Origin of the sequence: Streptomyces sp. NBC_01478 (genome assembly GCF_036227225.1) — a bacterium.
In the GTDB taxonomy this organism is placed as follows: Bacteria; Actinomycetota; Actinomycetes; order Streptomycetales; family Streptomycetaceae; genus Streptomyces.
Genome location: NZ_CP109444.1, coordinates 9,975,852 through 10,000,036 on the forward strand (window position 1 = coordinate 9,975,852; position 24,185 = coordinate 10,000,036).

Sequence of the window (24,185 nt, forward strand, 5' to 3'; positions counted from 1 at the left end):
TTCCGCGCTCCCTGCCCCCTGTGGCATCGAATCGACAGGCCCCGATTAGTACCGCAGGACTAATGCCCTCCTCCTGACAACGTGGCGACCGGCCGTGCTCCGGTCAGCCGGGGACGGTGACCACCACCCTGCCCCGCCCGCCCGCGTCGACCCGTTCGTGGGCCTTGGCGATGTCCTCCAGCGGGTAGCGGTCCGCGATGTCGACGGTGAGGGCGCCGACCGCGGCGGCCGCGGTCAGATCACGCGCGGCCTGTCGCTTCGCCACGGCGGGGAAGTCGTCACTGCCGAGCAGCCGCAGGGTGACGTTGTTGAACAGCAGGGGCCAGAAGGGGAGTTCGGTACGGTCGGCGTGGGTGCCGTAGGCGGCGATGACGGCGTCGAGCGCGGTGACCGCGTTGTCGAGGTCGGCGTTGGCCGACAGGGACACCTCGACTACGCGGTGGACACCGCCCGGCGCGTACGAGCGGATCGCTGCCGCCGGGTCGGCCGAATCCAGGGCGACGGCGTGGGAGACGGCGGTCGCGTCGACGTGGGCGAGGTCGTCGCCACGGCGGACGGTGCCGATGACGGTGGCGCCGCCCCAGCGGGCGAGCTGGGCGGCCAGGGAGCCGACGCCGCCGAGCACACCGTGGACGAGGACGATACGGCCGTCGACCGGGCCGTCCGCGAAAACGGCGCGGTGAGCGGTGATGCCGGGGATGCCCAGACTCGCGCCGAGCTCGTCGGTGAGGTGGTCGGGGAGACGTACAGCCTGCTGATCGGGTACGACGGTGTACTGGGCGGCGGTGCCGAAGGGCCGGTAGGACTGGGCGCCGTACATCCACACCCGGTCTCCGACGCGATGGGTGTCGATGCCGTCGCCCACTTCGTCGATGACGCCGGCGGCGTCGCTGTGCGGGACGACCCTCGGATACGGCATGGAGGAGCCCAGCCAGCCGCGCCGCTTCTTGGTGTCGCCGGGATTGACGCCCGAGATGGCCACGCGGACGCGCACCTCGCCGGGGCCGGGGTGGGGGTCGGGCAGTTCACCGGCGTGCAGGACATCGGCGGCGGAGCCCTGCCGGTCGTACCAGGACGCGAGCATGGATGTGCCTCCGGGGTCTATCAGGGGTTCTCAGGCGGTTGTTCACCCAGGACCTCGCGGAGCCAGGCGCGTTCGGCGCGGCTGGTCGCGCGGGCGGTGAGGAGCAGGCCACGCCGGTAGGGGTCGGCGACCTCCTCGGCGCGCAGGGGCCGGTCACCGTCGTAGAAGAAGCTCACCGGCTCCTCCAGGAACGCCAGGCGTCGACGCAGTACCGCGTGCTGTTCGGCGATGTCAGGGAGGTGCGAGAGGAAGGACAGCACCGTGTAGAAACGGGTGAAGTCGGTGATCTCGTGGTCGGCCGGCTTGCGCAGGCGCTCCAGCATGTCGGCGCGGCCGGCCTCGGTCAGGCTGAGCATGTAGCGGCCCGCACCGGCGCGCGGATCGGCCCGCCGTTCCAGCAGGCCCGCCTTCGCGAGGCGGTTGATGGCCGGGTAGAGGGTGCCGTCACTGACCGGCCGGGTGTAGCCGGTCAGGTCCGAAACGCGTCGGCGCAGCTCATGACCCGGTAGGGGGCCCTCGGCCAGGAAGCCCAGTATCGCGAGTTCCAGCATGCGGCCATTTTCTCACGTGTGTCATCGAATCGATATCTACATCGAATCGATGTCTTGGTCGGTTTTGGCCGTCAGACTTCGGAAGTCGGCCTGCCTGCGACAGTCTCCGCGACGGGTTGGGTGCCCGGAGCGGCGTCCGTCGACCGCCGGAGGGGGGCGAGGGCCGCGACGGCGAAGGTCACGGCTGCGGCGGCGACGCCTGTCTCCCTCCAGGCGGGAGGGGGTCGGGCTTTCGCCCTTGGGGACGGGGGCTTCGAGGCGTGAACTCGTCGACAAATGAGTTCGCCTAGTGAAATATGGTTCACCACAATCTGGGGTGGCCGCGTATCCCGTTCGGTAACCCGCTTGAATCCCGCGTGCTGACCGTGCCCGGTGGCCGGTCCTTTGAGGAGTCGTCGATGAGCAGTAGCGAGTTTCCGGAGGCCAGGACGGTGGCGGGCGCTGTCCGCGGTCGTCGTGAGGGTGGCCTGGAGGTCTTCCGGGGTATCCCGTTCGCGCAGCCGCCGGTGGGTGCGGCGCGCTTCGCGGCGCCGCGACCCGTGGACGGCTGGGACGGTGTGCGGGAGGCGTTCGCGTTCGGTCCGCCTCCTCCGCAGGAGCAGGCGGGTCCCGAGCCCGAGGCTCCCGCCGGTCTTCCGGCCGGTGACGACTGGCTGACGGTCAACGTGTGGACGCCCGAGACGGACCCGGCCGCGCGGCGGCCGGTGATGGTGTGGATCTACGGCGGCGCGTACAAGTTCGGCTCCGCCGACGACCCGGCCTATGACGGCAGTCGCCTCTCGCGTGACGGCGAGTTGGTCGTGGTCACCCTCAACTACCGAGTCGGCATCGAGGGGTTCGCCCTGATCGAGGGCGCGCCCGCGAACCGCGGTCTGCTCGACCAAGTCGCGGCTCTGGAGTGGGTGCGCGAGAACATCACCGCCTTCGGTGGCGACCCCGAGCAGGTCACCGTCTTCGGCGAGTCCGCGGGTGCCGGGTCCATCGCCGCCCTGATGGCCATGCCGCGGGCGCGGGGTCTGTTCCGACGGGCCATCACCCAGAGCGTGCCGGGTACCTTCTTCTCCTCCGCGTTGGCCGGTGACATCGCCGAGGTGCTGGCAGGTGGGTTGGGGCTGCGCCCGACGGTCGCCGATCTGTCCGGTGTGGATCCGCGCAAGCTGCCCGAGGCGGGAGCCGATCTGACCGGCCGGATGCGCGGGTACGTGGAGCGCTGGGGGCCGGTCGCTCTGACTCCGACCCCGTTCTCGCCCGTCGTCGACGGCGATGTCCTGCCCACCACGCCGTGGCAGGCCCTCGCGAGCGGCGCCGCGCGGGACGTGGAGCTGATCGCCGGGCACAACAGGGACGAATACCGCCTCTTCCTGATGCTGGGCGGGCTGCTCGGCCAGGTGGACGAGGGGCTGGCCTCGATGGCGCTGGGCCTGTTCGGACCGGGGCCGGAGAGCGAGGCGGCCTACCGTGGCGCGTTTCCGGACGCTTCGGCGGAGTATCTGTTCGAACTGGTGCAGTCCGACTGGCTGTTCCGGATGCCGTCGCTGCACCTGGCGGAGGCGCAGGTGGCAGGCGGCGGCCGGGCGCACGTGTACGAACTCACCTGGGCCGCGCCCGCCAACGGCGGCGCCCTGGGCGCCTGTCACGGACTCGACGTGCCGTTGACGTTCGGCGTCTACGGCGGTCTCGGCGCCATGCTGACCGGTCCCGTCCCCTCGCCGGAGACCGAGGCGCTCTCCGCCCGCTTCCGCTCCGCCTGGACCTCCTTCGCGACCACGGGTGACCCGGGCTGGCCCGCGTACGATCCCGAGCGCCGCCTCGTCCAACTCCTCGACACCGAACCGACGGTGACCGCGTACCCGGAGGAGGCCGTCCGTCGACTCTGGGAACAGCACACCTTCGCCGCGCTGCCCCTGACGACGGCGTAGCCCCGCCACCTCCGCACCTCCGCTCCATGGCCGGCCGGCTGATCACTGGTCGGCCGTCCCGGCCGTCGCTCACCGTTGCCACCCTCCCGTCGCCGAGCGAGAGGGGAGTGGCCGGAGCGGTACCGGTCCGGGCCTGTACTCAGGCTCACTCGCGGGGACGTGCCACCGGCGCACAGCGTGCTGCTCACGGACCACGGCGCGTAGAGGTCGCGCGGACAGGTGCGGTCGGGTCATCCGACGCAGCAGCCTTGTCACCGGACCTTTCGTCCTGTTGGCTTGCGGCGGAGTTTCGAGTGGCAGCTCAAAGGCGAGGCGTACGAGTGACAGTTCGGGGCGGCACGCGCGGGGATGCGCAGTACGGTTTGCTCACCAGCATCGCCGGCGAGGCGGGAGTGTCGCTCAGCACCGTGTCGAAGGTCGTGCACCGGCGTGCCGACGTCGGAGCGGCGACGCGAGCCCGGGTCGAGGACCTGCTGACACGCCACGGGTATGTCCGCCCGGGAGAACCCGATCCCGCGGCGTCGCGTCAGATCATCGCGGTGTTCCGTGACCTGTCGGGGCCGTACACGCTGGAAGTCGTCCGCGGGATCGTGGACGCGGCGGACGAACTGGGCCTGGACGTGGTGACCGGGACGACGGGTCACCGTTCGATCTCCCAGTGGCTCGAGGAGTGCGTGGCACTCGACGCGGCGGGCCTGATCATCGTGATCTCCATGCTGGCCGAGGAAGACCAGCGCCGGATCGTCGAGCGGCGGCTTCCCGTGGTGCTGATCGACCCGCTGAGCGCACCGACGCACGACATTCCGAGCATCGGCGTGACGAACTGGAGCGGGGCCAGGGAAGCGGTACAACACCTGTTGGGCCTCGGGCACACCCGGATCGGCATGGTCGCGGGCCGTTCGCACTCGCTGGCCGGGGCCGCGCGGCTGCACGGCTACCGGGCCGCCCTGGAGGAGGCGGCGATCGCGTACGACCCGGCGATCGTGCGCTCGACCGACTTCGACTTCGAAGAAGGGCTGCTCGCCAGCCTGCAGATCCTGCGCTCCGCTAGTCCACCCACCGCCGTCTTCGCGGCAAGTGACGCGCAGGCGCTCGGCGTCCTGGAAGCGGCCCGTCAGCACGGGTTCAGCGTTCCCGAGGACCTGGCGGTCATGTCCTTCGACGACACCCTTGTGGCGGCCATGGCCTGTCCGCCACTGAGCGCGGTGCGCCAGCCGTTCGAGGAACTGGGCGCCGAGGCCACCAGGGTGCTCGTGCAACTCGCGGAGGGGCGACCGCCCGCGTCGTCCCGGATCGAGTTGGCGACGGAGCTCGTGCTGCGCACCTCGACGTCGGTGCGCAGGCGAGTCGACACACAGTGAGCGATTGCCGGGCGCACACCTTGCACCGTTGTGGTTGCCCCGGGGGCGGGCGTCCCGCCTCCGCCCGCCCCTGAGGCTTCAGGCGAGCGGGACGGTCACCGTGGTGGGGACGTTCGGCAGCAGGTGTACGGTCCGCCGCCGGTCCGAGCCGTCACGGCACACGAGGACGATGTCCCGCTCCAGTGGCGAGGTGAGAACCACCTTCGCGAGGCCCTCGGACACATCCCACGTCAGCTCGTCGACGCCGACCCCGGCGCGCGTGGCGAGGCCGCGCAGGCTGCCGGACCGCCACTCCGGGGGCCGGGCCGGCAGGAGTTCCACGATCCCGGGCCGGGAGTCGAGCAGCATCTCCACGACCACGGCCGGCAGACAGTGGGCGGCGTCCGCGTTGTAGATCTCCAGATCGGGGTTGTGCGAGGTCATCAGCGACCGGAAGACCATGTTGCGGCCCACGATCTTGAGGACGTTCTCCTTCGCCGTCCCACTGTCCTTGAGGCGTGCGGCGACCAGGGCGCGGTGCAGGCTGCCGTGCGCGGAGAGGTTCTCGTCACCCCGTCGCAGCAGGGCTTCGCGAGCCGCGGCGGCCAGGTCGGGGGTGTCGTCCGGGGTGATGTCGTGCAGCGGCCACACCGGGTAGAGGTGGCTGATGTGCCGATGGTCGTCGGCGGTCTCCAGTCCCGGCCACGCCCACTCGGCGAGCGCCCCCTGACTGTCGACGCGGTAGGGCGGCAGCCGCTCCGCCAGCGCGCGCCAGCGGCCGACCGCGGCCTGCTCGATGCCGAGGCGGGTGCAGACCTCGGCGGCGGTGGCGAGCGCGTGCCGGGCCGCGGCCAGGTCCATGGTCGCGTTCACCCCGGACATGCCCCGCCCGTCGCGAGGGCCGACCTCGGGGGAGTAGGAGGGGACCAGGACGACGTGTCCGTCTTCGTCCTCGCGGGTGAGGAAGTCCTCGAAGAAAACGGCGGCCTCGACAAGCCAGGGGGCGAGGGTGCGGGCGAGGAAGTCGTCGTCGCCGGTCGCCTGCCAGTACTCGTACAGCGGGAACAGCAGCCAGTCCGCGCCGGCCAGCCACATGGTCCAGGGCCAGTCGTCATTCAGGTGGAAGAGCAGCCCGTGTTCGCCGTCCGTCCGGCTGGGGGCCAGGATCCCGCGGGTGCCGTAGATCGTGCGGGCGTTGGTGCGCCAGTCGTCGATCTGACCGTCGATCAAGTCGGCGTACGGCGCGATGAGTTCGGGCATGCCGGTGAGGACCGCCCCGGCCATCTGGAGGTTGATGTTGGCGTCGGTGGTGTAGTCGCCGGACCAGGCGGCGCCCCATTCGCCGAGCCACAGGCCGGTCAGCCGGGGCGGCAGTACCCCGCTGGAGCTGAGCAGCAGGTAGCGGCCGGAGTGGAACAGCGCCTCGATCAGCGCGCCGTCCAGCGTCTTGGTGTCGGCACGGGCGATCAGCTCGCCCACGGGGAGGTCGCGGTCGCTGTCGGGCACACCCAGGTCGAGTTCGGCGCGGCCGTAGAGTTCGCCGTGGACGGGCGCATGCCGGGAGAGCAACTCGTCGTATGCAGCGGGCAGTTCGGCCAGGGCCGCGCGGAGCGCGTCGATGCGGGGGAGAGGCGCCGACCGGTCCATCCGGGTCAGCAGAACGACGCGCGTCGCTCCTTCGACACGGACCGTGTCCCCTTCCGCCGCGACCCGGCCGCCCGTGACGACGGCCCGGGTCACGCCGGTGAATCCCGCCGCACCGGGACCGGGCGGATACTCGCCCACGACGGCGAGTGACGCCTCGCCGGCCCCGGTGACCTCGGCGGACGTCGTGAAGGTGACCTCGGCGGGGCGGCCCGACAGCTCTCCGGACAGTCGTAGGGCCAGGTCGAGCCGCGGACCGGTGATCTCGACGACCGCGACGGCGTCGGTGCGCGACACGAACGCACGCCGTCCCCACTCCCGTTCCCCGTCGGACCAGCTGACCCGCACCTCGCCCGTGGCGAAGTCGGTGACCCGGCGGTAGTGCTCGACAGGGCCGTCCCCGGCGGTCGTGTCCACATGAAGCATGTGCCCGGGGTGGAAGGACTGTGTCCAGGCCATCCCCCTGCCGTCGGAGAACTCGCGCTGTGCCCGCTCCCGTTCCCCGGCGAGGGCCAGGTCGCGAACCTGTTCAAGACGGTCGGCGACGGCCGGCGGACGCATCCCGAGGGACTCGTTGGGCAGCACGTAACGGTGGTGGTTGTGGACGATCCGCTCCCGGTGGGGGTGCCCGAACACCATGATTCCGTACTCGCCGTTCCCGGAGAGGAACGCGTCCTCCCAGCGGTCGGCGGGTTGTGTGTCGTGGATGCTGTGCACCGGCATTCCCGGCCTCCCGGAAGTAACGTGCCTGAGCGGCTCGAACAGGCTGCGGGGGAGCCTACAAGAGGTGGCCGATCGGGTCGCGAAAGACTTTCGCAGCCCTTGAGTTCCCGCGTTTCCGCAGGTGTACGGCGCTTTGGGCGCTCCGGCCCGGCCTGTCGTGATCGAGCCGGCGTGTACGTTCGCTCAGCACGCGATCAGAACAGGCCAACGGACGGGGTACGGGAGGTCCACACCGCAGTGACGGGCCCAACCAGCTCCCGCCGGAACGCCCAGTACGGGCTTCTCGCCTCGATAGCCGACGAGGTCGGCGTCTCGCCGGCGACCGTGTCCAAGGTCGTCCACAGGCGGCGTGACGTGTCCCAGGCGACACGCGCTCGCATCGAGGCGCTGCTGGCCGAACGTGGGTTTGTCCGTACGTGGGAGGCCGAAGCCCGTCGGCGACGGCAGATCCTTGCGGTGTTCCGCGACCTGGCGGGACCGTACACCCTGGAAGTGGTCCGCGGCATCGTGGACTCGGCGGCCGAGATCGGTGTCCACACGACCGTCGGCACGACGAGTCGGCGCTCCGTCGCACAGTGGTTGGAGGAGTCTCAGAAGCTGGACGCCCTCGGGGTCGTCATCGTCATCTCCACTCTCGTCGAGCGGGACGAGCGCCGGATCCTGGAGCAGCGGATTCCGGTGGTGCTCGTCGATCCCCTGAACGCGCCGTCCGGGGACATCCCCAGTGTCGGGGTGGCGAACTGGCACGGCGCGACGACCGCTGTCCAGTACCTGATCGACCTCGGACACCGCCGCATCGGCATGCTGGCCGGCCGGTCGCACTCGCTGGCCGGGTCCGCGCGCCTGCACGGCTACCGGGCCGCCCTGACGGAGGCCGGGATCCCTTTCGACGCCACGCTCGTGCGCTCGACGGACTTCGACTACGGCGAGGCACTGCGCGCCGCCCGCAGTGTGCTGGAGCGGGACGAGAGACCAACCGCTCTCTTCGCCGCCAGTGACGTCCAGGCGCTCGGCGCGATGGAGGCCGCCCGGCAACTGGGCATCGCCGTACCGCGCGGGCTGTCGGTGATGTCGTTCGACGACACCCTCGTGGCCGCCATGGCCTCGCCGCCGCTGAGCGCGGTGAGGCAGCCGTTCAGGGAACTGGGCCAGGAGGCCACGCGCGTCCTCCTGAACCTCGCCGACGGCAGACCGCCCGCGACGACGCGCAGGGAACTCGCGACCGAACTCGTCGTGCGCATGTCCACGGCGCCGCCCGAAACCGGGAAATAGGGACGAACCCGAGCCGGTTCCGCAAGCCCTCGGGTAGCGAAAGTCTTTCGGAAGTGATTTCGCTCCGATATTGCCGCGGCCGAATTGCGCCGCTTAACGTGACCGACGCCAGCTCAACCGCAGGAGCAACGGAACCGCAACACTTGCGCAACAGCGCCTGACGGTCATGGCCATCGACCCAGATCCCTCAGTGCGGGCAGGCCCGGGACGGCCTGCCGGGTGCAGCGCACCCGCGAAGGGGATCCTGCCGACTCGAAAGGTGTTCAACGATGAACAGTGTGTCCCGGAGATGGTTCCTCACCGCTACGGCGGCGACCACGCTGAGCGTCACCGTGGCCGGCTGCGGTTCGTCGGGCAGCTCCACGTCCTCGCCCACGGGCAACGTCGACTTCTGGACGCTGCAGGACCCGACCAACTCGGTCCAGAAGTCGGCGGTGGACACCTTCAACTCCGCCGGCAAGGGCAAGGTCAGCATGACCGTGATCGCCACCGACGGGTACAAGGACAAGCTGCGGACCGCGATGGGCTCGGCCAAGATGCCCGGGGTGTTCTTCAGCTGGGGCGGCGGCAGCCTGAACGACTACGTCACGGCCGGGAAGCTGGTCACGCTGGACACGGCCCTGGAGTCCCACTTCCTGCCGTCCGCCCTGGCCGCGGGCAAGGTCGGCGGCAAGCTGGTCGCCATCCCCTGCCGGGGCACCCAGCCGGTGTTCCTCTTCTACAACAAGAAGCTCTTCGCCGACGCGGGCGTTCAGCCGCCGACGACCTACGCCGAGCTGCAGAACCTGGTCAAGGTCTTCAAGGGCAAGGGGATCACCCCCTTCGCGCTCGCCGGCAACGCCAGCTCCTCGTGGACCGAGCTGATGTGGGTCGAGTACCTCGTCGACCGCCTCGCGGGGCCGAAGCTGTTCGACAAGATCCAGGGCGGCGACTGGTCGCAGTGGAAGGACCCCGCCGTCCTCAAGACCGCGCAGATGATCAAGGAGCTGGTGGACAGCGGCGCGTTCGGCAAGAAGTTCGGATCGGTCAACTACGGCGCCGGCGGCACCTCCACACTGCTCAACAAGGGCAAGGCGGCGATGGTGCTGATGGGCTCGTGGGAGTACGCGACCCAGCTGGCCGAGGCCCCCGACTTCGCGAAGAACGGCCTGGGATACGTGGCCTTCCCCTCTGTGGTGGGGGGCAAGGGCGATGCCGCCAACGTGGTCGGCAACCCCACGAACTACCTTTCGGTGACCACTTCCGCCGCCAAGCAGACCGCGACGGACTTCCTGCAGACCACCTACAGCGACAGCTACGTGCAGGGGCTGGTCGAGAAGGGTGAGGTGCCGGTCACCTCCAACGCCGCGCAGTACCTCACCAAGGCGGCCGACCCGGCGTACGCCAAGTTCCAGTACGACCTGGTGCAGAAGGCCCCTTCCTTCACCCAGTCATGGGATCAGGCGCTCGGTCTCACCCTCGGCACGCCGCTGCTGACCGAGATCCAGAAGCTGTTCAACGGGCAGAGCTCGCCGGAGCAGTTCGTCAGCGCGGTTCTGGCGATCAAGAAGTAGGAAGGCGCGTCCACGTGGTCTCCGCAACGACTTCGCGTCCCGTGCCTCAGCAACGGGTTCGTGACCGGGCCGCTCCCCCCACCCTGGAGCGGCCCGGCGTGGCCTGGGCGGTTCCCGGGCTGCTGTTCTTCCTCGTCTTCGCCGTCGCGCCGATGGTGGGCGTGCTGTACCTCTCCTTCACGCACTGGGACGGCCTGAACGCACCGCAGTTCACCGGCACGGAGAACTGGTCGCGGTTCTTCGGCGACAGCCAGGTCTGGCAGTCCACCTCGGTCACGGGGGTCCTGCTGATCGGGAACATCGTGGTGCAGGCGCCGGTCAGCATCCTGCTGGGCGTCTGGGCGGCCGGTCCCCAGCGCAACCGGGCGATCCTGTCGGCGCTGTTCTTCCTGCCGCTGCTGCTGTCCACGGCGGCAACGGCCGTCATGTGGCGCCAGCTGCTGGACCCGAACTTCGGCCTGCCGTCCAAGTTCGAATGGCTCTTCGGTTCCAATCCGATGGGCACCCAGCAGGGCGCGATCGCCTGCCTGGTCCTCGTGACCACCTGGCAGTTCGTCCCCTTCCACAGCCTGCTCTACCAGGGCGCCGCCCGGGCCATCCCGCACACGCTCTACCAGGCGGCGGCGATCGACGGCGCGGGTCGGGTCCGGCAGTTCGTCCACATCACGCTGCCGCAGCTGCGCAACACGATGATCACTTCGACCATCTTCATGGTCGTCGGCGGTCTCACGGCCTTCGACATCGTCCTGCTGCTGACCAACGGCGGCCCCGGCACCGACACGGCGATCCTGCCGTTCTCCATGTACCAGACGGCCTTCCGGACATACGACTACGGCTACGCGAGCGCCATCGCCAGCTTCCTGCTGCTGCTCGCCACCGCCGCTTCCGTTCTCCTCACGAAGCTCAGCGGGTACGACAAGATGACGAGCACGATGGAGGGGCTGTGAGGACGCGCCCGAACTACCTCGCCGGCGCCGCCGCCCTGGTCTGGCTGCTGATCATCGGCGTCCCGCTGTACGCGCTGGTGAACACGGCGGTACAGCCGCAGACGACGTACACCGACAAGGGTCCCGTCTCGATCCCCGACACCGTGACCCTGGACAACTTCCGCACGGTTCTGGACAGCGGCTTCCTGCAGTACATCTGGAACACCGTCGTCGTCGCGGTGGCCACGGTCGCCATCGTGCTGGCGCTCGCGGTCCCGATCAGCTACGCCGTGGTGCGCGGGCGGGGCTGGCTGACCAAGGGCGTGTTCCGCCTGTTCCTGCTGGGCCTGGCGATCCCCTCGCAGGCGGTGATCATCCCGCTGTTCCTGATCATCAACAATCTCGGCTTCTACGACACCTTGTGGGGCATCATCCTGCCCACCGCCGCGTTCGCGCTGCCGGTGAGCGTGCTGGTCCTCAGCGGCGGGATGCGGGACATCTCCAACGAGCTGTACGAGGCCATGGCACTGGACGGCGCAAGCCCGGCACGGACCCTGCTGACGCTGGTCGTCCCGATGGCGAAGTCGGCCATCGCGACCACGTGCGTCTTCACGGCCCTGCAGGCGTGGAACGGCTTTCTGTTCCCGCTGATCATGACCCAGTCGAACGACAACAAGGTGGTGACGCTGGGCCTGTACAACTTCGTCTCCGAGTACGGGTCGAACGTGCCGGCCCTGCTGGCCGCGGTGCTGATGTCCGCGGTTCCCATCCTCGTCGTCTACCTCTTCGCCCGCCGCGCCCTCGTCGCGGGTCTGATGGGAGCCGGCGGCAAGTAACGGTGCCGCGTTCCCGCCGGGTGAGCCGAACCGGGACGCCGCCCCGTTCGGGGCCCGGACGCCGAAGGCGCCGACTCCCCCGTGCGACGCGGTCCGGCGTGTCTGCCTCCCCATGACCGCCGGACCGGCGTCCGGGCCCACTCCTTTCCCGGTCGGCGGTGCTTCCTCGACCTCTTGGACCATTCGCGCGCTCTCGCGCACCCCCCCCCGCAACAGAACGGATGAGACCTTGACGATCAGCGACGAGCGCCCGACGACCGGGCTGTGGAACGATCCCGCCCTGCCGGCGTCCGTTCGCGCGCGGGCCCTCCTCGACACCATGACCAGGGCCGAGAAGGTCGCACAGCTCGGCAGCACCTGGCCCGGCCACGACGAGTCCGGCGACGTGGCCCCGATGCAGGACACCTTCCGCGGCGCCGAGAGCTTCGACGAAGCGATCGTCGACGGCCTCGGGCATCTGACCCGGGTGTTCGGTACGGCGCCGGTCGACCCGGAGGCGGGCCGCAAGCGCCTCGCGGAGTTCCAGGAGCGGGTGACGGCGGCGAACCGCTTCGGTATCCCGGCCATCGCGCACGAGGAGTGCCTCACCGGTTTCACCGCCTGGCAGGCCACGGTCTATCCCACACCGCTCGCCTGGGCGGCCACCTTCAACCCCGCCCTCGTCCACCGTATGGCCGCGGCCATCGGCTCGGACATGGCTGCCGTCGGCATCCACCAGGGACTGTCACCCGTCGTGGACGTCGTACGCGACTACCGCTGGGGCCGGGTGGAGGAGACCCTCGGCGAGGACCCCTACCTCGTTTCGGAACTCGGCCTGTCCTACGTGCAGGGGCTGCAGTCGGGCGGCGTCGTCGCCACGCTGAAGCACTTCGCCGGCTACTCCGCCTCCAGGGCCGCCCGCAACCACGCCCCCGCCGCCGTCGGTCCCCGTGAACTCGCCGACCTGATCCTCGTGCCGTTCGAGAAGGCCGTGGTGAAGGGCCGGGTCGGCTCGGTCATGAACGCCTACAACGACATAGACGGCGTGCCCTGCGGCGCCAGCGAGGAACTCCTGACCCGGCTGCTGCGCGAAAGCTGGGGATTCGAGGGCACGGTGGTGTCCGACTACTGGGCGATCGCATTCCTCGCCTCCCTGCACCACGTGGCGGCCGACATCCCGGGCGCGGCACGTGCCGCGCTCCGGGCCGGGATCGACGTCGAACTGCCCCACACCACCGCATACGGCGAGCCGCTCCTGGACGAAGGCGTGCCGGCGGATCTCGTCGACCGCGCCGTACTGCGGGTCCTGACCCAGAAGGCCGAACTCGGCCTGCTCGATCCCGACTGGAAGCCCGGGCAGTACACCGCTCCCGCGGACTTCGACTCGGCCCGAAACCGCTCCGTCGCCCGCGAGTTGGCGGAGGAGTCCGTCGTCCTGCTCGACAACTCCTCGGACCTGCTGCCGCTCGCCGGCGCGCGCTCCGTCGCCGTCATCGGTCCTGCGGCCGACGACGTCCGGTGCCTGTTCGGCTGCTACTCGTTCCCCAACCACGTACTGCCCCACCACCCCGACACCCCCCTGGGCGTCGAGGCGCCCACGGTGCTCGACGCCTTCCGGCGCGAGTTCCCCGACGCCGAGGTCCGCCACGAGACCGGTTGCCAGGTCATTGGGGACGACCGTAGCGGCATAGCCGCCGCGGTGGCTGCCGCCGCCGCGGCCGACGTGACGGTCCTCGTCGTCGGTGACCGCTCCGGGTTGTTCGGACACGGTTCCTCCGGCGAGGGCTGCGACGTCAGCGTGCTGACACTTCCCGGAGTCCAGGACGAACTGGTGGAGGCCGTCCTCGACGCGGCGAACCAAGCCGTCCTCGTCGTCCTCTCGGGCCGTCCGTACGCCATCGGCCGGCATGCCCGGCGGGCGGGCGCCACTGTCCAGGCATTCTTCCCCGGCGAGGAAGGGGCGGCGGCGGTCGCCGGTGTCCTCTCGGGCCGGATCAACCCCTCCGGGCGCCTTCCGGTCCAGATCCCGGGCGACGAGGCGGGCCAGCCGGGCACCTACCTGGCGCCACCGCTCGCCCTCAAGAGCGACGGCGTGAGCAACATCGACCCCACACCCGCGTTCCCGTTCGGACACGGTCTGTCGTACACGACCTTCGAGATCGAGAGCGCGTCCGTCGACGAAGCCGTCGTGTCCGTCGACGCGACGATCACGTTGCGGGCCAGGGTCTCCAACACCGGTGAGCGCGCGGGCACTTGCGTCCCCCAGCTCTACCTCACCGACCCGGTCGCCTCGGTCACCCGCCCGGTCCGCCAGCTCATCGCGTTCACCCGCGTCGACCTCGCCGCCGGTGAGACCCGTGTCGTCGAGTTCGAGGTCCACACGGACATGGCCGCCTTCACCGGGAGAGACCTTCGCCGACGCGTCGAACCCGGCGACCTCACGCTCACCGTCGCCCGGTCGGCGGGCGACCGCGGCATTCCCGTCCAGGTGACCCTGCAAGGAGACGAGCGCATCGTCGACAGCACCCGCACCATGACCGCCCCCGTCAGGGTGCTCCCGGGCTGACCTCGGGTACTCCGTCGGCCAGGAGGCTCCCCGTGTCAGGTGCGGGGAGCCTCCTGGAGGGCGTCTGGAAAGCCTGTCAGTGGGCTGATCTTTCGAGGCGGCGCACGAGGAGCATGGTCATGGAGAGGTGGACGGCGTTCTCCGAGCAGACGCGCAGGTACTCGTAGTCCTTCGACAGGCGGCGGCACCGTCCCAGCCAGGCGAATGTCCGCTCCACCACCCAATGCCGCTCGACCACCGAGAAGAGGGGCACTGCCGGTGGTGGTGCCCCTCTTTCGCCCAGGTCGAGCGGAATCCTCCGTCGCGGCGCTGCACGACTTCCACGGTGATGCCGGTGGCTTCCCGGGCCCAGGCGCGGAGGCCGGCGCCGCGGTAGCCCTGGTCCGCTCCCACGTGCCGAAGGCGCGGAGAGGCATCAGCGGCCCGGGAGAACAGCACCACGGCACCATCGCGACCGCCGACGCCGGTCGGGCTCACGCAGACCACCAAAGCAGTGCCACAGGTGTCGACGAGCAGGTGACGCTTGATGCCGCGGGCCTTCTTGCCGCCGTCGTATCCATGCAGGCCACCGCGTTCGCCGGCCCGGACACTCCGGCTGTCCACGATGGCGGCGCCGGGAGTGGGATCACGGCCGAACTGCACCCGCTCGCGTTCGCGCAGCGCCGTCAACATCCGCTCCCACACGCCTTCTTGCTGCCACTGCCGCCGTGGCAGACCGTCTGTCACGGCGGCAGGTCGTGCGCAGCAGTCTCCAGGCACGGCCGGCCCGCAGCCGGTACGCCGGCGCGTCGAGGATCTCCCACTCCGGATCAGAAAGATCCGTCGAGTAACGGGAACGCAGCCCGCACACCCCAGCTCCCGAAAGTGCGACGCCACCCCGCTACCAGGCAACTTGTCCGCGGACAGGCTTTTCAGACGCCCTGTGGCTCGAATTCCACAAATCGTCAAATCACGAAAACCTTTCGCGATCGACGCCCTCCGACTGTTGCCGCAGCTAAATGCCGATGTTTAGCCTGGAGTTGGCTGGCTTGGCCTCGGCTGCGATGACGCGGGCGGTTCGCGAGTCCCCCGGCATGTCGAGCCGTCGCCTTCCCCCACAGCAATGCTCTGCAGGCCCTTAAGGACCCGCAGAGTGAAGTGCGTCCCCACGCGGATGCTGTCGACTCGGAAGGTGTTCAATGAACAGAGGCTCCCGAAGGTGGTTCCTCACCGCTGCTGCTGCCGCGACTGGCCTCTCCGCGGCTGGTTGCGGCTCGTTCGCCAGTGATGCGTCTAACGGAATTGGATCTACGGATTTCTGGACGCTACAGGATCCTACGAACTCGGTTCAACAGGCGGCAGTGGATGCGTTCAACTCTACTGGCCATGGAAAGATATCGATGTCCGTGATCGCCGCAAACAAGTACAAGGACAAGTTGCGGAGAGCCATGGGATCTTCCAAGATGCCGGGATTGTTCTTCAGTTGGGGTGGCGGCGACCTTGCCTATTATGACAAGGCCGGAAAGCTGGAAGAGCTCGACAATTTCTTGGAGATCTACTTCCTGTCTTCTGCACTCGAAGCTGGAAAGGTCGGCGACAAGCTGCTTGGGCTGCCTTGCCGCGGCACTCAGCCGGTTTTTCTCTTCTACAACAAGAAGGTCTTCGCTGATGCGGCTGTGGAGCCGCCGAAGAGCTACACCAACCTGACGGACTTGGTGACGGTCTTCAAGGGCAAGGGAGTAACGCCTATTGCGCTCGCGGGTAATTCCAGCTCCTTGTGGACTGAGCTGATGTGGGTCGAGTACCTCGTTGAACGCCTAGCGAGGCCCTGGTTCTTCCAAGATATCCAGGACGGCCAGTGGTGGCTGTGGAGCGACCCCGCAGTTCTCAAAGCTGCGCAGATGATTCGGGACCTGGTGGACAGCGGGGCGTTCGGGAAAAATTTCAGCTCGATCAATTACGGCGCCGGCGGCACCTCCACCATGCTGTCGAAGGGTGAGGCGGCGATGGTCCTCATGGGCTCGTGGGAATACGCTGTCCAACAGGGCCAGGATCCGGACTTCACCAAGAATGATCTCGGTTATGTTCCCTTCCCCACGGTCGAGGGTGGAAAGGGTGACCCAAACAATATCGTCGGCAATCCCACCAATTACATCTCCGTGACCTCCGGTGTGCCGGAGGAAACCGCCGCAGCGTTCCTCAAGACTACCTACAGCGACAGCTACGTCGAGGGACTGATAAAGAAAGGCGAAGTGCCAGTCACGACCAACGCCGAGAAAATGTTGGCCAAATCTCCTGACCCGGCATACGCGAAATTTCAGTATGATCTCGTGCGGAATGCAACGACCTTCACGCAGTCCTGGGATCAAGCGCTCGACCTCAGGCTGGGGACCCTGATTCTCGCCGAAGTCCAGAAGTTGTTCAGCGGGCGGAGCGCGCCAAAGCAGTTTGCCCGTGCAATTCTACATCTAAAGAAATAGGCATCCCTTTCCGCTCGGTATTCCAGTCGACCTTCTGTATTTTTTCCGCCAAGAAGCGGCGCGGCTGGCTCGGCTCGTCCATGCCCTACCCGCGGGTGATCCCGCACAGCGACGCCGCCGGCGTCATCGACGCGGTCGGCAACGGGGTCGACGCCCGTCGGGTCGGGCAGCGGGTCTGGGTGTACGGCGCCCAGTCCTACCGTCCCTTCGGTACCGCCGCCCAGTACGCCGTCGTACCAGACGGCCAGGCCGTGCCCCTGCCCGACCACCTGGGTGACGAACTCGGCGCGAGCCTGGGCATCCCCGGGATCACCGCCCACCGCACCGTCTTCGCCGACGGGCCGGTCGAGGGAAAGCTCGTGCTCGTGCACGGCGTCCTCGGAGGCGTGGGCTCGGTGGCGGCTCAGCTCGCCCGCTGGGCAGGCGCCACCGTGCTGGCCACCGTTCGCCGTGGTGCGGACCTCGACCGCGTCGACCCGGCCGTTGTAGCCCACGCCGTCGCCCTGGACCAGGAGGACCCGGCGGCGGCCATCCGCGCCTACGCACCCCAGGGCGTCGACCGGATCATCGAGGTGGCCTTGTCGGACAACGCCGATCTCGACAACGCCGTCGCTGCCAACAACGCCGTCATCGCCGCGTACGCCACGCGCGCCGACCGCACCGAGATCCCGTTCTGGCCCCTGTTGTTCAACAACGTCACCCTGCGGCTGCTCGGCAGCGACGACTTCCCGGCCGAGGCCAGAAGTCAGGCCGCCCGCGACCTGACCTCCGCAGCCGCTGTCGGCGCCCTCAGCGTCGACGTCGGCGACCACTACCGGCTGGAGGACATCGCCAAGGCCCACGACCGCGTCGACGCCGGAGGCCGCGGCCGGGTCCTGATCGCCATCCCTCAATAGCGCAGACCGGAACACTGCCTCCCGGACGCCCCACGCCGGATGCCGCGCCTTCTTCGAAGAGTGCCGCTGCCGCTGTTCGGGCGGCGGCGCGACAGCCGGCCTCCCGGGACTCTCAGGCGGTCGTGTCGTCGTGGGTGAGGTCGCCGCCGAGTTCGCGGGAGGCTTCGGCCTGGGCGAGGAGTTCGTTGGCCTTGGCCTTGACGCCTTCGATGGCGTCGGCGCCGGCGACGAAGCGCTGCAGGGGTTTGTCCTGGTCGGTGATGGCGAGCAGGGCGCGGGCGAGCTCGGCGGGGTCGCCGGTCTGCCGGCCGTTCATGCTCTTCCAGGCGCCGACGGTGGCGGTGGTGCGCTCGGCGTAGTCGTCGATGGTCGGCTCGGGCCAGATGGTGGAGCCGTCGACGAGCAACTCGGTACGGAAGAAGCCGGGTTCCACGACAGTGGTGTGGATGGGTACCCCTTCCCGCGACGCGCTGCGCATCCTCGCCTCCTGGACCACGAGCCGCCGGCAGCCCGCACCTGACGCCGCCACCTGACCACGCCGTACACCGCCGGCGAGGCGCAGCCACCCGGACTGTCCTGCGGCAAGGCCATGTCATGGCGCACCGTCGGGCCACTGACGTCTCGTGCGGCTCGCGCGCCCGACGCCCGACGGCTGACCGTAGGCCCAGGCTCTTGCTCGCCGCTGATGCTGGTCTGTTTTTCGGGGCGACTGGAAGTGGGTGGGCTCGCGGAGCACGTAGTGCGCCTCAGAAGAGGGAACATCTCCTGCTCTTCCCCGCGCTGCACCAGGCTGTACTGATCCTGCATGGGGGCGGACTTCGTCCACCCGTTCAGCTCGGCGACGTACTGCATCTTGGCGAACTGCCACGCGTACACGCTGGACGTGCCGAGGCAGGGTGTGCGGCGTCGGCGGTCAGTGGTCGATGCCGGCCATGTTCGCCTCGTCGTGGCGTTCGCCTGCGGCCGGCGTGAGGTTGTTCAGGCGGTCGAGCTGAGCGGCGGTGAGTTCGATGCCGTCGGCGGCGGTGTTCTCTTCGACGCGTGCGACTCGCCGGGTGCCGGGGATGGGGGCGATGTCGTCGCCGCGGGTCAGCAGCCATGCCAGCGCGGTCTGGGCCGGTGTGGCTCCGATCTCGGCGCCGATGGCCTGCACTTCGTCGACGATGAGCAGGTTGCGCCGGAAGTTCTCACCGGTGAAGCGCGGATTGGTCTTGCGCCAGTCGTCGTCGGGGAAATCGTCGACCGTGCGGATCTGCCCGGTCAGCAGGCCGTGCCCGAGCGGCGAGTAGGGAACGAACCCGATACCCAGCTCACGCAGCAGCGGGAGGATCTCGTCCTCGACGTCGCGGGTCCACAGGGAGTATTCGGTCTGCAGCGCGGCCACCGGATGCACGGCGTGTGCCCGGCGGATCGTCTCGGGGCCGGCCTCGGACAGTCCGATGTGACGCACCTTGCCCTCGGCGACCAGCTCGGCCAGCGCACCGACGGTCTCCTCGATGGGAGTGCTGCGGTCGACGCGGTGCTGGTAGTAGAGGTCGATATGGTCGGTGCCGAGACGCTTGAGCGAGCCTTCGACCGCGGCCTTCACGTTCCCGGGGCTGCTGTCGACGACGCCGGGGCCGCCACCGGCGTGGGAGACGAGACCGAACTTCGTCGCCACGACGACGTCGTCCCGTCGGCCCTTGATGGCCTCGCCCACGATTTCCTCGCTGTGGAAGGGACCGTAGATCTCGGCGGTGTCGATGTGGGTGACTCCGAGGTCCAGCGCGCGGTGGATGGTGCGGATCGACTCGGTGTCATCGAGTCCTCCGCCCGTCGTGTAGGTGCCGGCCATGGTCATGGCTCCCAGGCCGATCCGAGAGACATCGAGTCCACCCAGAGAGACGTGCTTCATCACAGAACTCCGCTTCTCAGTTTCGTTGCGGGAAAACTCGGGCGGTTATTTCTGAGACGCCGTCGCCTCATTTCTGCCCGGTCGCGCATTCAGCGTCACATGTCCAGCAGGTCCTGCAAAGGGGAGGGTTCCTTACCGGGAATGAATGTTCCAGGTATGGATCTCTACCCCCCAGCCGTGCTGTGCCGGAACGGTTTCCGCAGTACCGTGGCGCGCATGAGCAGGGACGCACACCTCGACGAGCTGGGGGATTTCCTCAAGGCCCGCCGTGCCGAGCTGAGCCCCCGGTCCATGGGGCTGCCCGACAACGGGAGCCTGCGCCGGGTCCCGGGCCTGCGCCGGGAGGAAGTGGCGCTGCTGGCGGCGATCAGCACCGAGTACTACACCCGCCTGGAACAGGGCCGTATGGAGGCCTCCGCCCCGGTCCTGATGACTCTGGCCCGGGTGCTGCGCCTGGACGACGACCAGCGTGACTACCTGCTCGGACTGGCCGGGAAGGGAAACGCGCGGCCGCGTCGGCGCCCGGCGCGGAATGTGCGTCCGCAGATGCGACGGCTCCTCGACAATCTCGTCGACACCCCCGCTCTCGTCCTGGGCCGGCGCATGGATATTCTCGCGTGGAATCCCCTCGCAGCGGCCCTGATGACGGACTTCTCGCAGATTCCGGAAATGCAGCGCAATTCTGTGCGGCTGGTATTCACCGACCCCGCGATGAGAAAGCTGTATACGGACTGGGAAGAAGTAGCCCGTACCAACGTCGCTTTTCTGCGCATGGAAGCCGCTGACCACCCGGACGACGCCCGGCTCAATGAACTCGTCGACGAACTCTCCGGCCAGGATCCTCAGTTCCGTGAGTGGTGGGCCGCTCACGACGTGGCCCACCACGCCATGGGCACCAAGGCCTTCCACCACCCGGTGGCCGGTGACCTCACCCTCGACTGGGAAACCCTCGCCTGCCCCACCGACCCCGACCAGCAGCTCACCGTCCTGACCGCGGAGCCCGGTAGTCCCTCGCACGAGGCTCTGCGCTTCCTCGCGTCCTGGGCCACCACGCACGAGTCCAGCGCCGGCACCGTCGGCTGACTCCGGGCCATGCGGTCGAGACGCCGTCAGGGGCGGTCGTCACGCGGCTGTTCGCGCGGCCGCTGAAAGAGCACCCGGCGCGGGGCGGTGAATGGGCCCCGTCGCGGGACAGGGGCAGGCCGGTGCCGGTGCCGGTGCCCTGGCGGGCGTGGGCGACGATCTCGGCCGTGATGGAGACGGCTGTTTCTTCCGGGGTGCGGGCGCCGAGATCGAGTCCGATCGGGGAGCGCAGGCGGGCCAACTCGTCTTCGGATACGCCGGCTTCACGCAGTGCGCCCAGCCGGTGGTCGTGGGTGCGCCCTGATCCCATCGCGCCGACGTAGCCGACCCGGAGGCTGAGTGCGAGCCGGAGCAGGGGGATGCCGAATGTGGCGTCGTGGGTGACGACGCGGACGGCGGTGCGGGCGTCGACCTCGGTGTCCGCCGGATACCGGTGCGGCCACTCGACGATCACCTCGTCGGCGTGCGGGAAGCGGGCAGGGGTGGCGAACACGGGGCAGGCGTCGCGTACAGCGACCCGGTGGCCGAGGAAGTGCCCGGCCCTGCTGAGGGCAGCGGCGCAGTCGACGGCGCCGAAGACGAGCACGCGGGGCGGGTCGCGTGGGTGTGGACGCGGACGGAGAGCCGGTCGGAGCAGGTGTCCGCGTCGCCGCCGCCCTCGATACGGCCGGTGCGTCCGGCGCGCGGCAGCGCGCGGGTCTGTGCCGTCACCGCCCGGTCCTCGCGTTCGACGCGGAGGGTTTCGTCGTACGTGCTGCTGTCGCCGAGAAGGGAAAGGGCGCGACTGGCCGCACGACACTGAAGCCGCCGGTGACAACGCCTCCTGACCCGACCTGGACCTTTGCGCCGACCCGTACGCCGGGGACGAGGTACTGGTGGAGATGAGGTACTCCACCTACCACGATCGGAGGCCCATGTTCGAGGTCGGTTTCCCGTTCGACGTCACTGAGCAGAAGCCGCCGGGTCAGTGACCGATGCCGGCGAGTAGGTCAAGCCCGGGGAGTGCCGATACGCCGCAGCCACGACCGGACCGCGGCGTCGGACTTCCCGACGTCCTCGCCGCGCACCGCGCGCCCTTCCCCGATGGTCGCGCCCGGGCAGAGCGCCGCGTAGTCGCGCTCGGTGGTGCCCAGTCCGCTCATGGCGTGCGTCGTGACCGGATGGACCGTCTTGCCGCGGAAGTCGTGGCTCTCGGCGAAGGTCGACATGATCATGGGTGCTCGGACGTTCCAGATGGGACTGCCCAGCAGCACCACGTCGTAACGGTCGATCTCCGGCAGGGAGTTGGCGATGGCCGGCCGCGCATCGGCGTCCTGTTCGCGGACGTTGCGCGCGACCGTGGCGTCGTAGTCGTCGGAGTAGGCGTCGACGGCTTCGATGCGGTGCACGTCGCACTCGATGTGCTCGCCGATCATGCGGGCGAGGACCTCCGTGTTTCCGACCTTGAGCTCGGTACGTCCGCCGTTGAAATAGTTCTCGCCCGGCCGGGAGAAGTAGGCCAGCAGGACCCGCTTCCCGGACGAGGGCGTCGTCGCAGGTCGCTCGTCGGCCTCGGGCGCCGCGTCGCTCGACCGCGACGTGGAACAGCCTGTGATCTGGACACCTGTCATGACGGTGGCTCCTCCCAGAAGTACGCCGCGCAGGAGCATCCGTCGCCCGGGCGCGGCGGGTTCGCCCTTCCGCGTGCCGAATCCGCCCGCCGTCATCCGCTGGTTCCGCGATGGGAACGGACGGCGTCGAGATCCGCGCGCACCGCCCGCGGCTCGGCTTCGACGGCAAGGTCGGACGGGTCCGACACGCCGTCCACGGAGCCGGATTCGTCGGTCTTCAGGGCGCCGAAGAGCTCCGCCCAGTCGGACGGCTCCTCCCCCTCCTCGGCGATGAGCTCGAACGTCTTGCCCAACGCGGTGTTCGTCAGCAGGCTTCGGACGAGTGTCAAGGCGATCTGGTCGCGGGCGATCCCGCCGTCGGCCGTACCGCCCTGCTCCAGGACGAGTCGCCGCTGCGTCGGGCCGGCGTGGTCGAACCAGCCGGGCCGGACGATCGTGCAAGGCAGGCCACTGGCCCGAAGGAGACGCTCGGAGCGTCGCTTCCACGGGGTGGCGCCCGGGATGTCGCTGCGCGTGGCGTAGATGGACGTCATCGGCGCCACGCGCGGCCGGGCGCCGTCGAGAGCCCGCAGGATGTTGCGTACGCCTCCGTAGTCGACGTGCGCACGGGCGTCGGCACGGGAGTCGCCGCCGGAGCCATGGGTGAGGACGACGGCACCCGCTCCGCCCACCGCGCTCCGCAGGGAAGCGGGATCCTCGAGGTCGCCCCGGACCAGTTCGACGCCGGGGAGCAGTTCCTCGCCGCGCCGTAGGTCGCGTACCAGTGCCCTCGGGCGCAGACCGTGCCGTTGTGCGGCAGCCACCGCGAGCCGTCCGATGCTGCCGGTCGCGCCGACCATGAGTACGTCGGTGATGTTCTGCCGCTGGGGCATGGCGAGGTCCTGGTCCGTGAGTGGGGTCGTCGTGCGGACGTCAAGGAGATGTGCCTGGTCAGCCGTCCAGGCGCCGTGCGCTGAGCCAACCGACCATCGCCGGGTCGCGGTGGTCGAAGAACAGCGTCGCCCCGGTCTCCAGCGTGGCGACGGCCGCCATCTGGTCGTCGGTGAGCTCGAAGTCGAAGATGTCGAAGTTCTCCGCCATGCGGTCGGCGCGGACCGACTTGGGGATCGCGACGACGCCGCGCTGGGTCAGCCAGCGGAGTACGACCTGGGCCACGGACTTGCCGTGCTGCACGCCGATCTCGCTCAGGACCGGGTGGGTGAAGAGGTCGTTCTTGCCCTCGGCGAAGCCGCCCCACGACTGGATCTGGACCCCGTGCTCGCGCATGAGTTCCTGGTCGGCGGTGCGCTGGAAGAAGGGGTGGGTCTCGATCTGGTTGACCGCGGGGGTGACCTCGTTGTTGAGGACGAGGTCGAGGAGCCGGTCGGGGTAGAAGTTGGCGACGCCGATCGCCTTGGCGCGGCCCTCGCGGTGGAGGGCTTCCATGGCGCGCCACTGGCCGTACACGTCGCCGAAGGGCTGGTGCATCAGGTACAGGTCGAGGTGGTCGAGGCCGAGCTTGGTCAGCGACGTCTCGAAGGCGCGCTTGGTGTTCTCCTCGGCGGGCGCGTCCTGGACCCACAGCTTGGTGGTGACGAACAGTTCCTCGCGCGGGATGCCACTGTTCTTGATCGCGCGGCCGACGGCCTCCTCGTTGCCGTAGGCGGCAGCGGTGTCGAGCAGCCGGTAGCCGGCGGCGAGAGCGTCGGTGACGGCCTGCTCGGTCTGCTCCGGCGGGATCTGGTAGACGCCGAAACCGAGGATCGGCATCTCGACGCCGTTGTTGAGGGTGACGGTCTGCATGGGACGTTCCTTACCTTTCGCGGGTTCTTCGAGCATCCCGCCTTCGCGCCCCCGGTGGCAGGTCGAGC

The 24,185-nt window shown here is 69.2% G+C and carries 18 protein-coding genes and 3 pseudogenes; 10 read left to right on the forward strand and 11 right to left on the reverse strand.

Translation table 11 applies throughout. From position 1 onward, the window contains the following. Positions 1 to 103 precede the first annotated feature (103 nt). Together OG223_RS44615 and OG223_RS44620 are read right to left on the reverse strand one after the other, a co-directional pair. A complete protein-coding gene (locus OG223_RS44615) occupies positions 104 to 1,084 on the reverse strand; it encodes an NADPH:quinone reductase (protein ID WP_329262032.1) in 981 nt (326 codons plus the stop codon). Positions 1,085 to 1,104: 20 nt separating this feature from the next. After that, a complete protein-coding gene (locus OG223_RS44620) occupies positions 1,105 to 1,635 on the reverse strand; it encodes a PadR family transcriptional regulator (RefSeq protein WP_317771786.1) in 531 nt (176 codons plus the stop codon). A 398-nt stretch (positions 1,636 to 2,033) separates the two neighbouring features. Here OG223_RS44620 and OG223_RS44625 point away from each other — a divergent pair, with 398 nt between their 5' ends. Further along, positions 2,034 to 3,554: a carboxylesterase/lipase family protein gene (locus tag OG223_RS44625; RefSeq protein ID WP_329262037.1), complete on the forward strand. Its 1,521-nt coding sequence runs from the start codon at positions 2,034 to 2,036 to the stop codon at positions 3,552 to 3,554. 362 nt (positions 3,555 to 3,916) lie between these two features. Next, on the forward strand, positions 3,917 to 4,915 hold the full coding sequence (locus OG223_RS44630; RefSeq protein WP_329262039.1) for a LacI family DNA-binding transcriptional regulator: 999 nt from the start codon (positions 3,917 to 3,919) through the stop codon (positions 4,913 to 4,915). Between the two features lie 78 nt (positions 4,916 to 4,993). Here OG223_RS44630 and OG223_RS44635 read toward each other — a convergent pair whose 3' ends face one another. Continuing rightward, positions 4,994 to 7,261: a glycosyl hydrolase family 95 catalytic domain-containing protein gene (locus tag OG223_RS44635; protein ID WP_329262042.1), complete on the reverse strand. Its 2,268-nt coding sequence runs from the start codon at positions 7,259 to 7,261 to the stop codon at positions 4,994 to 4,996. A 237-nt stretch (positions 7,262 to 7,498) separates the two neighbouring features. On the opposite strand from OG223_RS44635, the gene OG223_RS44640 reads away from it, so the two are divergent. The 5 genes from OG223_RS44640 (at position 7,499) to OG223_RS44660 (ending at position 14,393) form a co-directional block, all read left to right on the forward strand. Continuing rightward, complete coding sequence (locus OG223_RS44640) at positions 7,499 to 8,533, forward strand: LacI family DNA-binding transcriptional regulator (RefSeq protein ID WP_329262045.1); 1,035 nt, start codon at positions 7,499 to 7,501, stop codon at positions 8,531 to 8,533. Between the two features lie 269 nt (positions 8,534 to 8,802). After that, positions 8,803 to 10,086, forward strand: a complete 1,284-nt coding sequence (locus tag OG223_RS44645) for an ABC transporter substrate-binding protein (RefSeq protein WP_329262048.1) — start codon at positions 8,803 to 8,805, stop codon at positions 10,084 to 10,086. 98 nt (positions 10,087 to 10,184) lie between these two features. Further along, the gene (locus OG223_RS44650) at positions 10,185 to 11,033 is read left to right on the forward strand and encodes a carbohydrate ABC transporter permease (protein ID WP_443073801.1); all 849 of its coding nucleotides are present in this window, start codon (positions 10,185 to 10,187) and stop codon (positions 11,031 to 11,033) included. After that, on the forward strand, positions 11,030 to 11,848 hold the full coding sequence (locus OG223_RS44655) for a carbohydrate ABC transporter permease (protein WP_329262051.1): 819 nt from the start codon (positions 11,030 to 11,032) through the stop codon (positions 11,846 to 11,848). The genes OG223_RS44650 and OG223_RS44655 overlap by 4 nt, the downstream gene beginning before the upstream one ends. A 229-nt stretch (positions 11,849 to 12,077) precedes the next feature. Beyond that, positions 12,078 to 14,393 carry a beta-glucosidase family protein gene (locus OG223_RS44660; RefSeq protein WP_329262054.1) on the forward strand — a complete coding sequence of 772 codons (2,316 nt, stop codon included), beginning with the start codon at positions 12,078 to 12,080 and terminating at the stop codon, positions 14,391 to 14,393. A gap of 76 nt (positions 14,394 to 14,469) precedes the next feature. On the opposite strand, the gene OG223_RS54035 is transcribed toward OG223_RS44660, so the two are convergent. Both OG223_RS54035 and OG223_RS54040 read right to left on the reverse strand, forming a co-directional pair. Next, a complete protein-coding gene (locus OG223_RS54035) occupies positions 14,470 to 14,745 on the reverse strand; it encodes a transposase (RefSeq protein WP_443073872.1) in 276 nt (91 codons plus the stop codon). Continuing rightward, positions 14,742 to 15,065 (reverse strand): annotated as a pseudogene (locus OG223_RS54040) (transposase); the annotation flags it as partial. The pseudogene OG223_RS54040 and the gene OG223_RS54035, both read right to left, overlap by 4 nt. A 608-nt stretch (positions 15,066 to 15,673) precedes the next feature. Between OG223_RS54040 and OG223_RS44670 the strand changes: the two are divergent. Together OG223_RS44670 and OG223_RS44675 are read left to right on the forward strand one after the other, a co-directional pair. After that, positions 15,674 to 16,852: an ABC transporter substrate-binding protein gene (locus OG223_RS44670; RefSeq protein WP_443073873.1), complete on the forward strand. Its 1,179-nt coding sequence runs from the start codon at positions 15,674 to 15,676 to the stop codon at positions 16,850 to 16,852. Between the two features lie 50 nt (positions 16,853 to 16,902). Next, a pseudogene (locus OG223_RS44675) lies at positions 16,903 to 17,748 on the forward strand (zinc-binding dehydrogenase); the annotation flags it as partial. A 112-nt stretch (positions 17,749 to 17,860) separates the two neighbouring features. On the opposite strand, the gene OG223_RS44680 reads toward OG223_RS44675, so the two are convergent. Both OG223_RS44680 and OG223_RS44690 read right to left on the reverse strand, forming a co-directional pair. Next, on the reverse strand, positions 17,861 to 18,226 hold the full coding sequence (locus tag OG223_RS44680; protein WP_329262062.1) for a short-chain dehydrogenase/reductase SDR: 366 nt from the start codon (positions 18,224 to 18,226) through the stop codon (positions 17,861 to 17,863). A gap of 435 nt (positions 18,227 to 18,661) precedes the next feature. After that, entirely contained in the window at positions 18,662 to 19,642 is a 981-nt protein-coding gene (locus tag OG223_RS44690) for an aldo/keto reductase (protein WP_329262064.1), read from the reverse strand. Between the two features lie 216 nt (positions 19,643 to 19,858). Here OG223_RS44690 and OG223_RS44695 point away from each other — a divergent pair, with 216 nt between their 5' ends. After that, positions 19,859 to 20,725, forward strand: a complete 867-nt coding sequence (locus OG223_RS44695; protein ID WP_329262067.1) for a helix-turn-helix domain-containing protein — start codon at positions 19,859 to 19,861, stop codon at positions 20,723 to 20,725. A gap of 39 nt (positions 20,726 to 20,764) precedes the next feature. Here OG223_RS44695 and OG223_RS44700 read toward each other — a convergent pair. The 4 genes and pseudogenes from OG223_RS44700 to OG223_RS44715 form a co-directional block, all read right to left on the reverse strand. Continuing rightward, positions 20,765 to 21,502: pseudogene (locus OG223_RS44700) on the reverse strand (XdhC family protein); the annotation flags it as partial. Positions 21,503 to 21,714: 212 nt separating this feature from the next. Next, positions 21,715 to 22,335, reverse strand: a complete 621-nt coding sequence (locus OG223_RS44705) for a flavodoxin (RefSeq protein WP_329262070.1) — start codon at positions 22,333 to 22,335, stop codon at positions 21,715 to 21,717. Positions 22,336 to 22,427: 92 nt separating this feature from the next. Then, positions 22,428 to 23,207 carry an SDR family oxidoreductase gene (locus OG223_RS44710; protein ID WP_329262072.1) on the reverse strand — a complete coding sequence of 260 codons (780 nt, stop codon included), beginning with the start codon at positions 23,205 to 23,207 and terminating at the stop codon, positions 22,428 to 22,430. A gap of 58 nt (positions 23,208 to 23,265) precedes the next feature. Beyond that, a complete protein-coding gene (locus OG223_RS44715; RefSeq protein WP_329262075.1) occupies positions 23,266 to 24,117 on the reverse strand; it encodes an aldo/keto reductase in 852 nt (283 codons plus the stop codon). Positions 24,118 to 24,185: the final 68 nt, after the last annotated feature.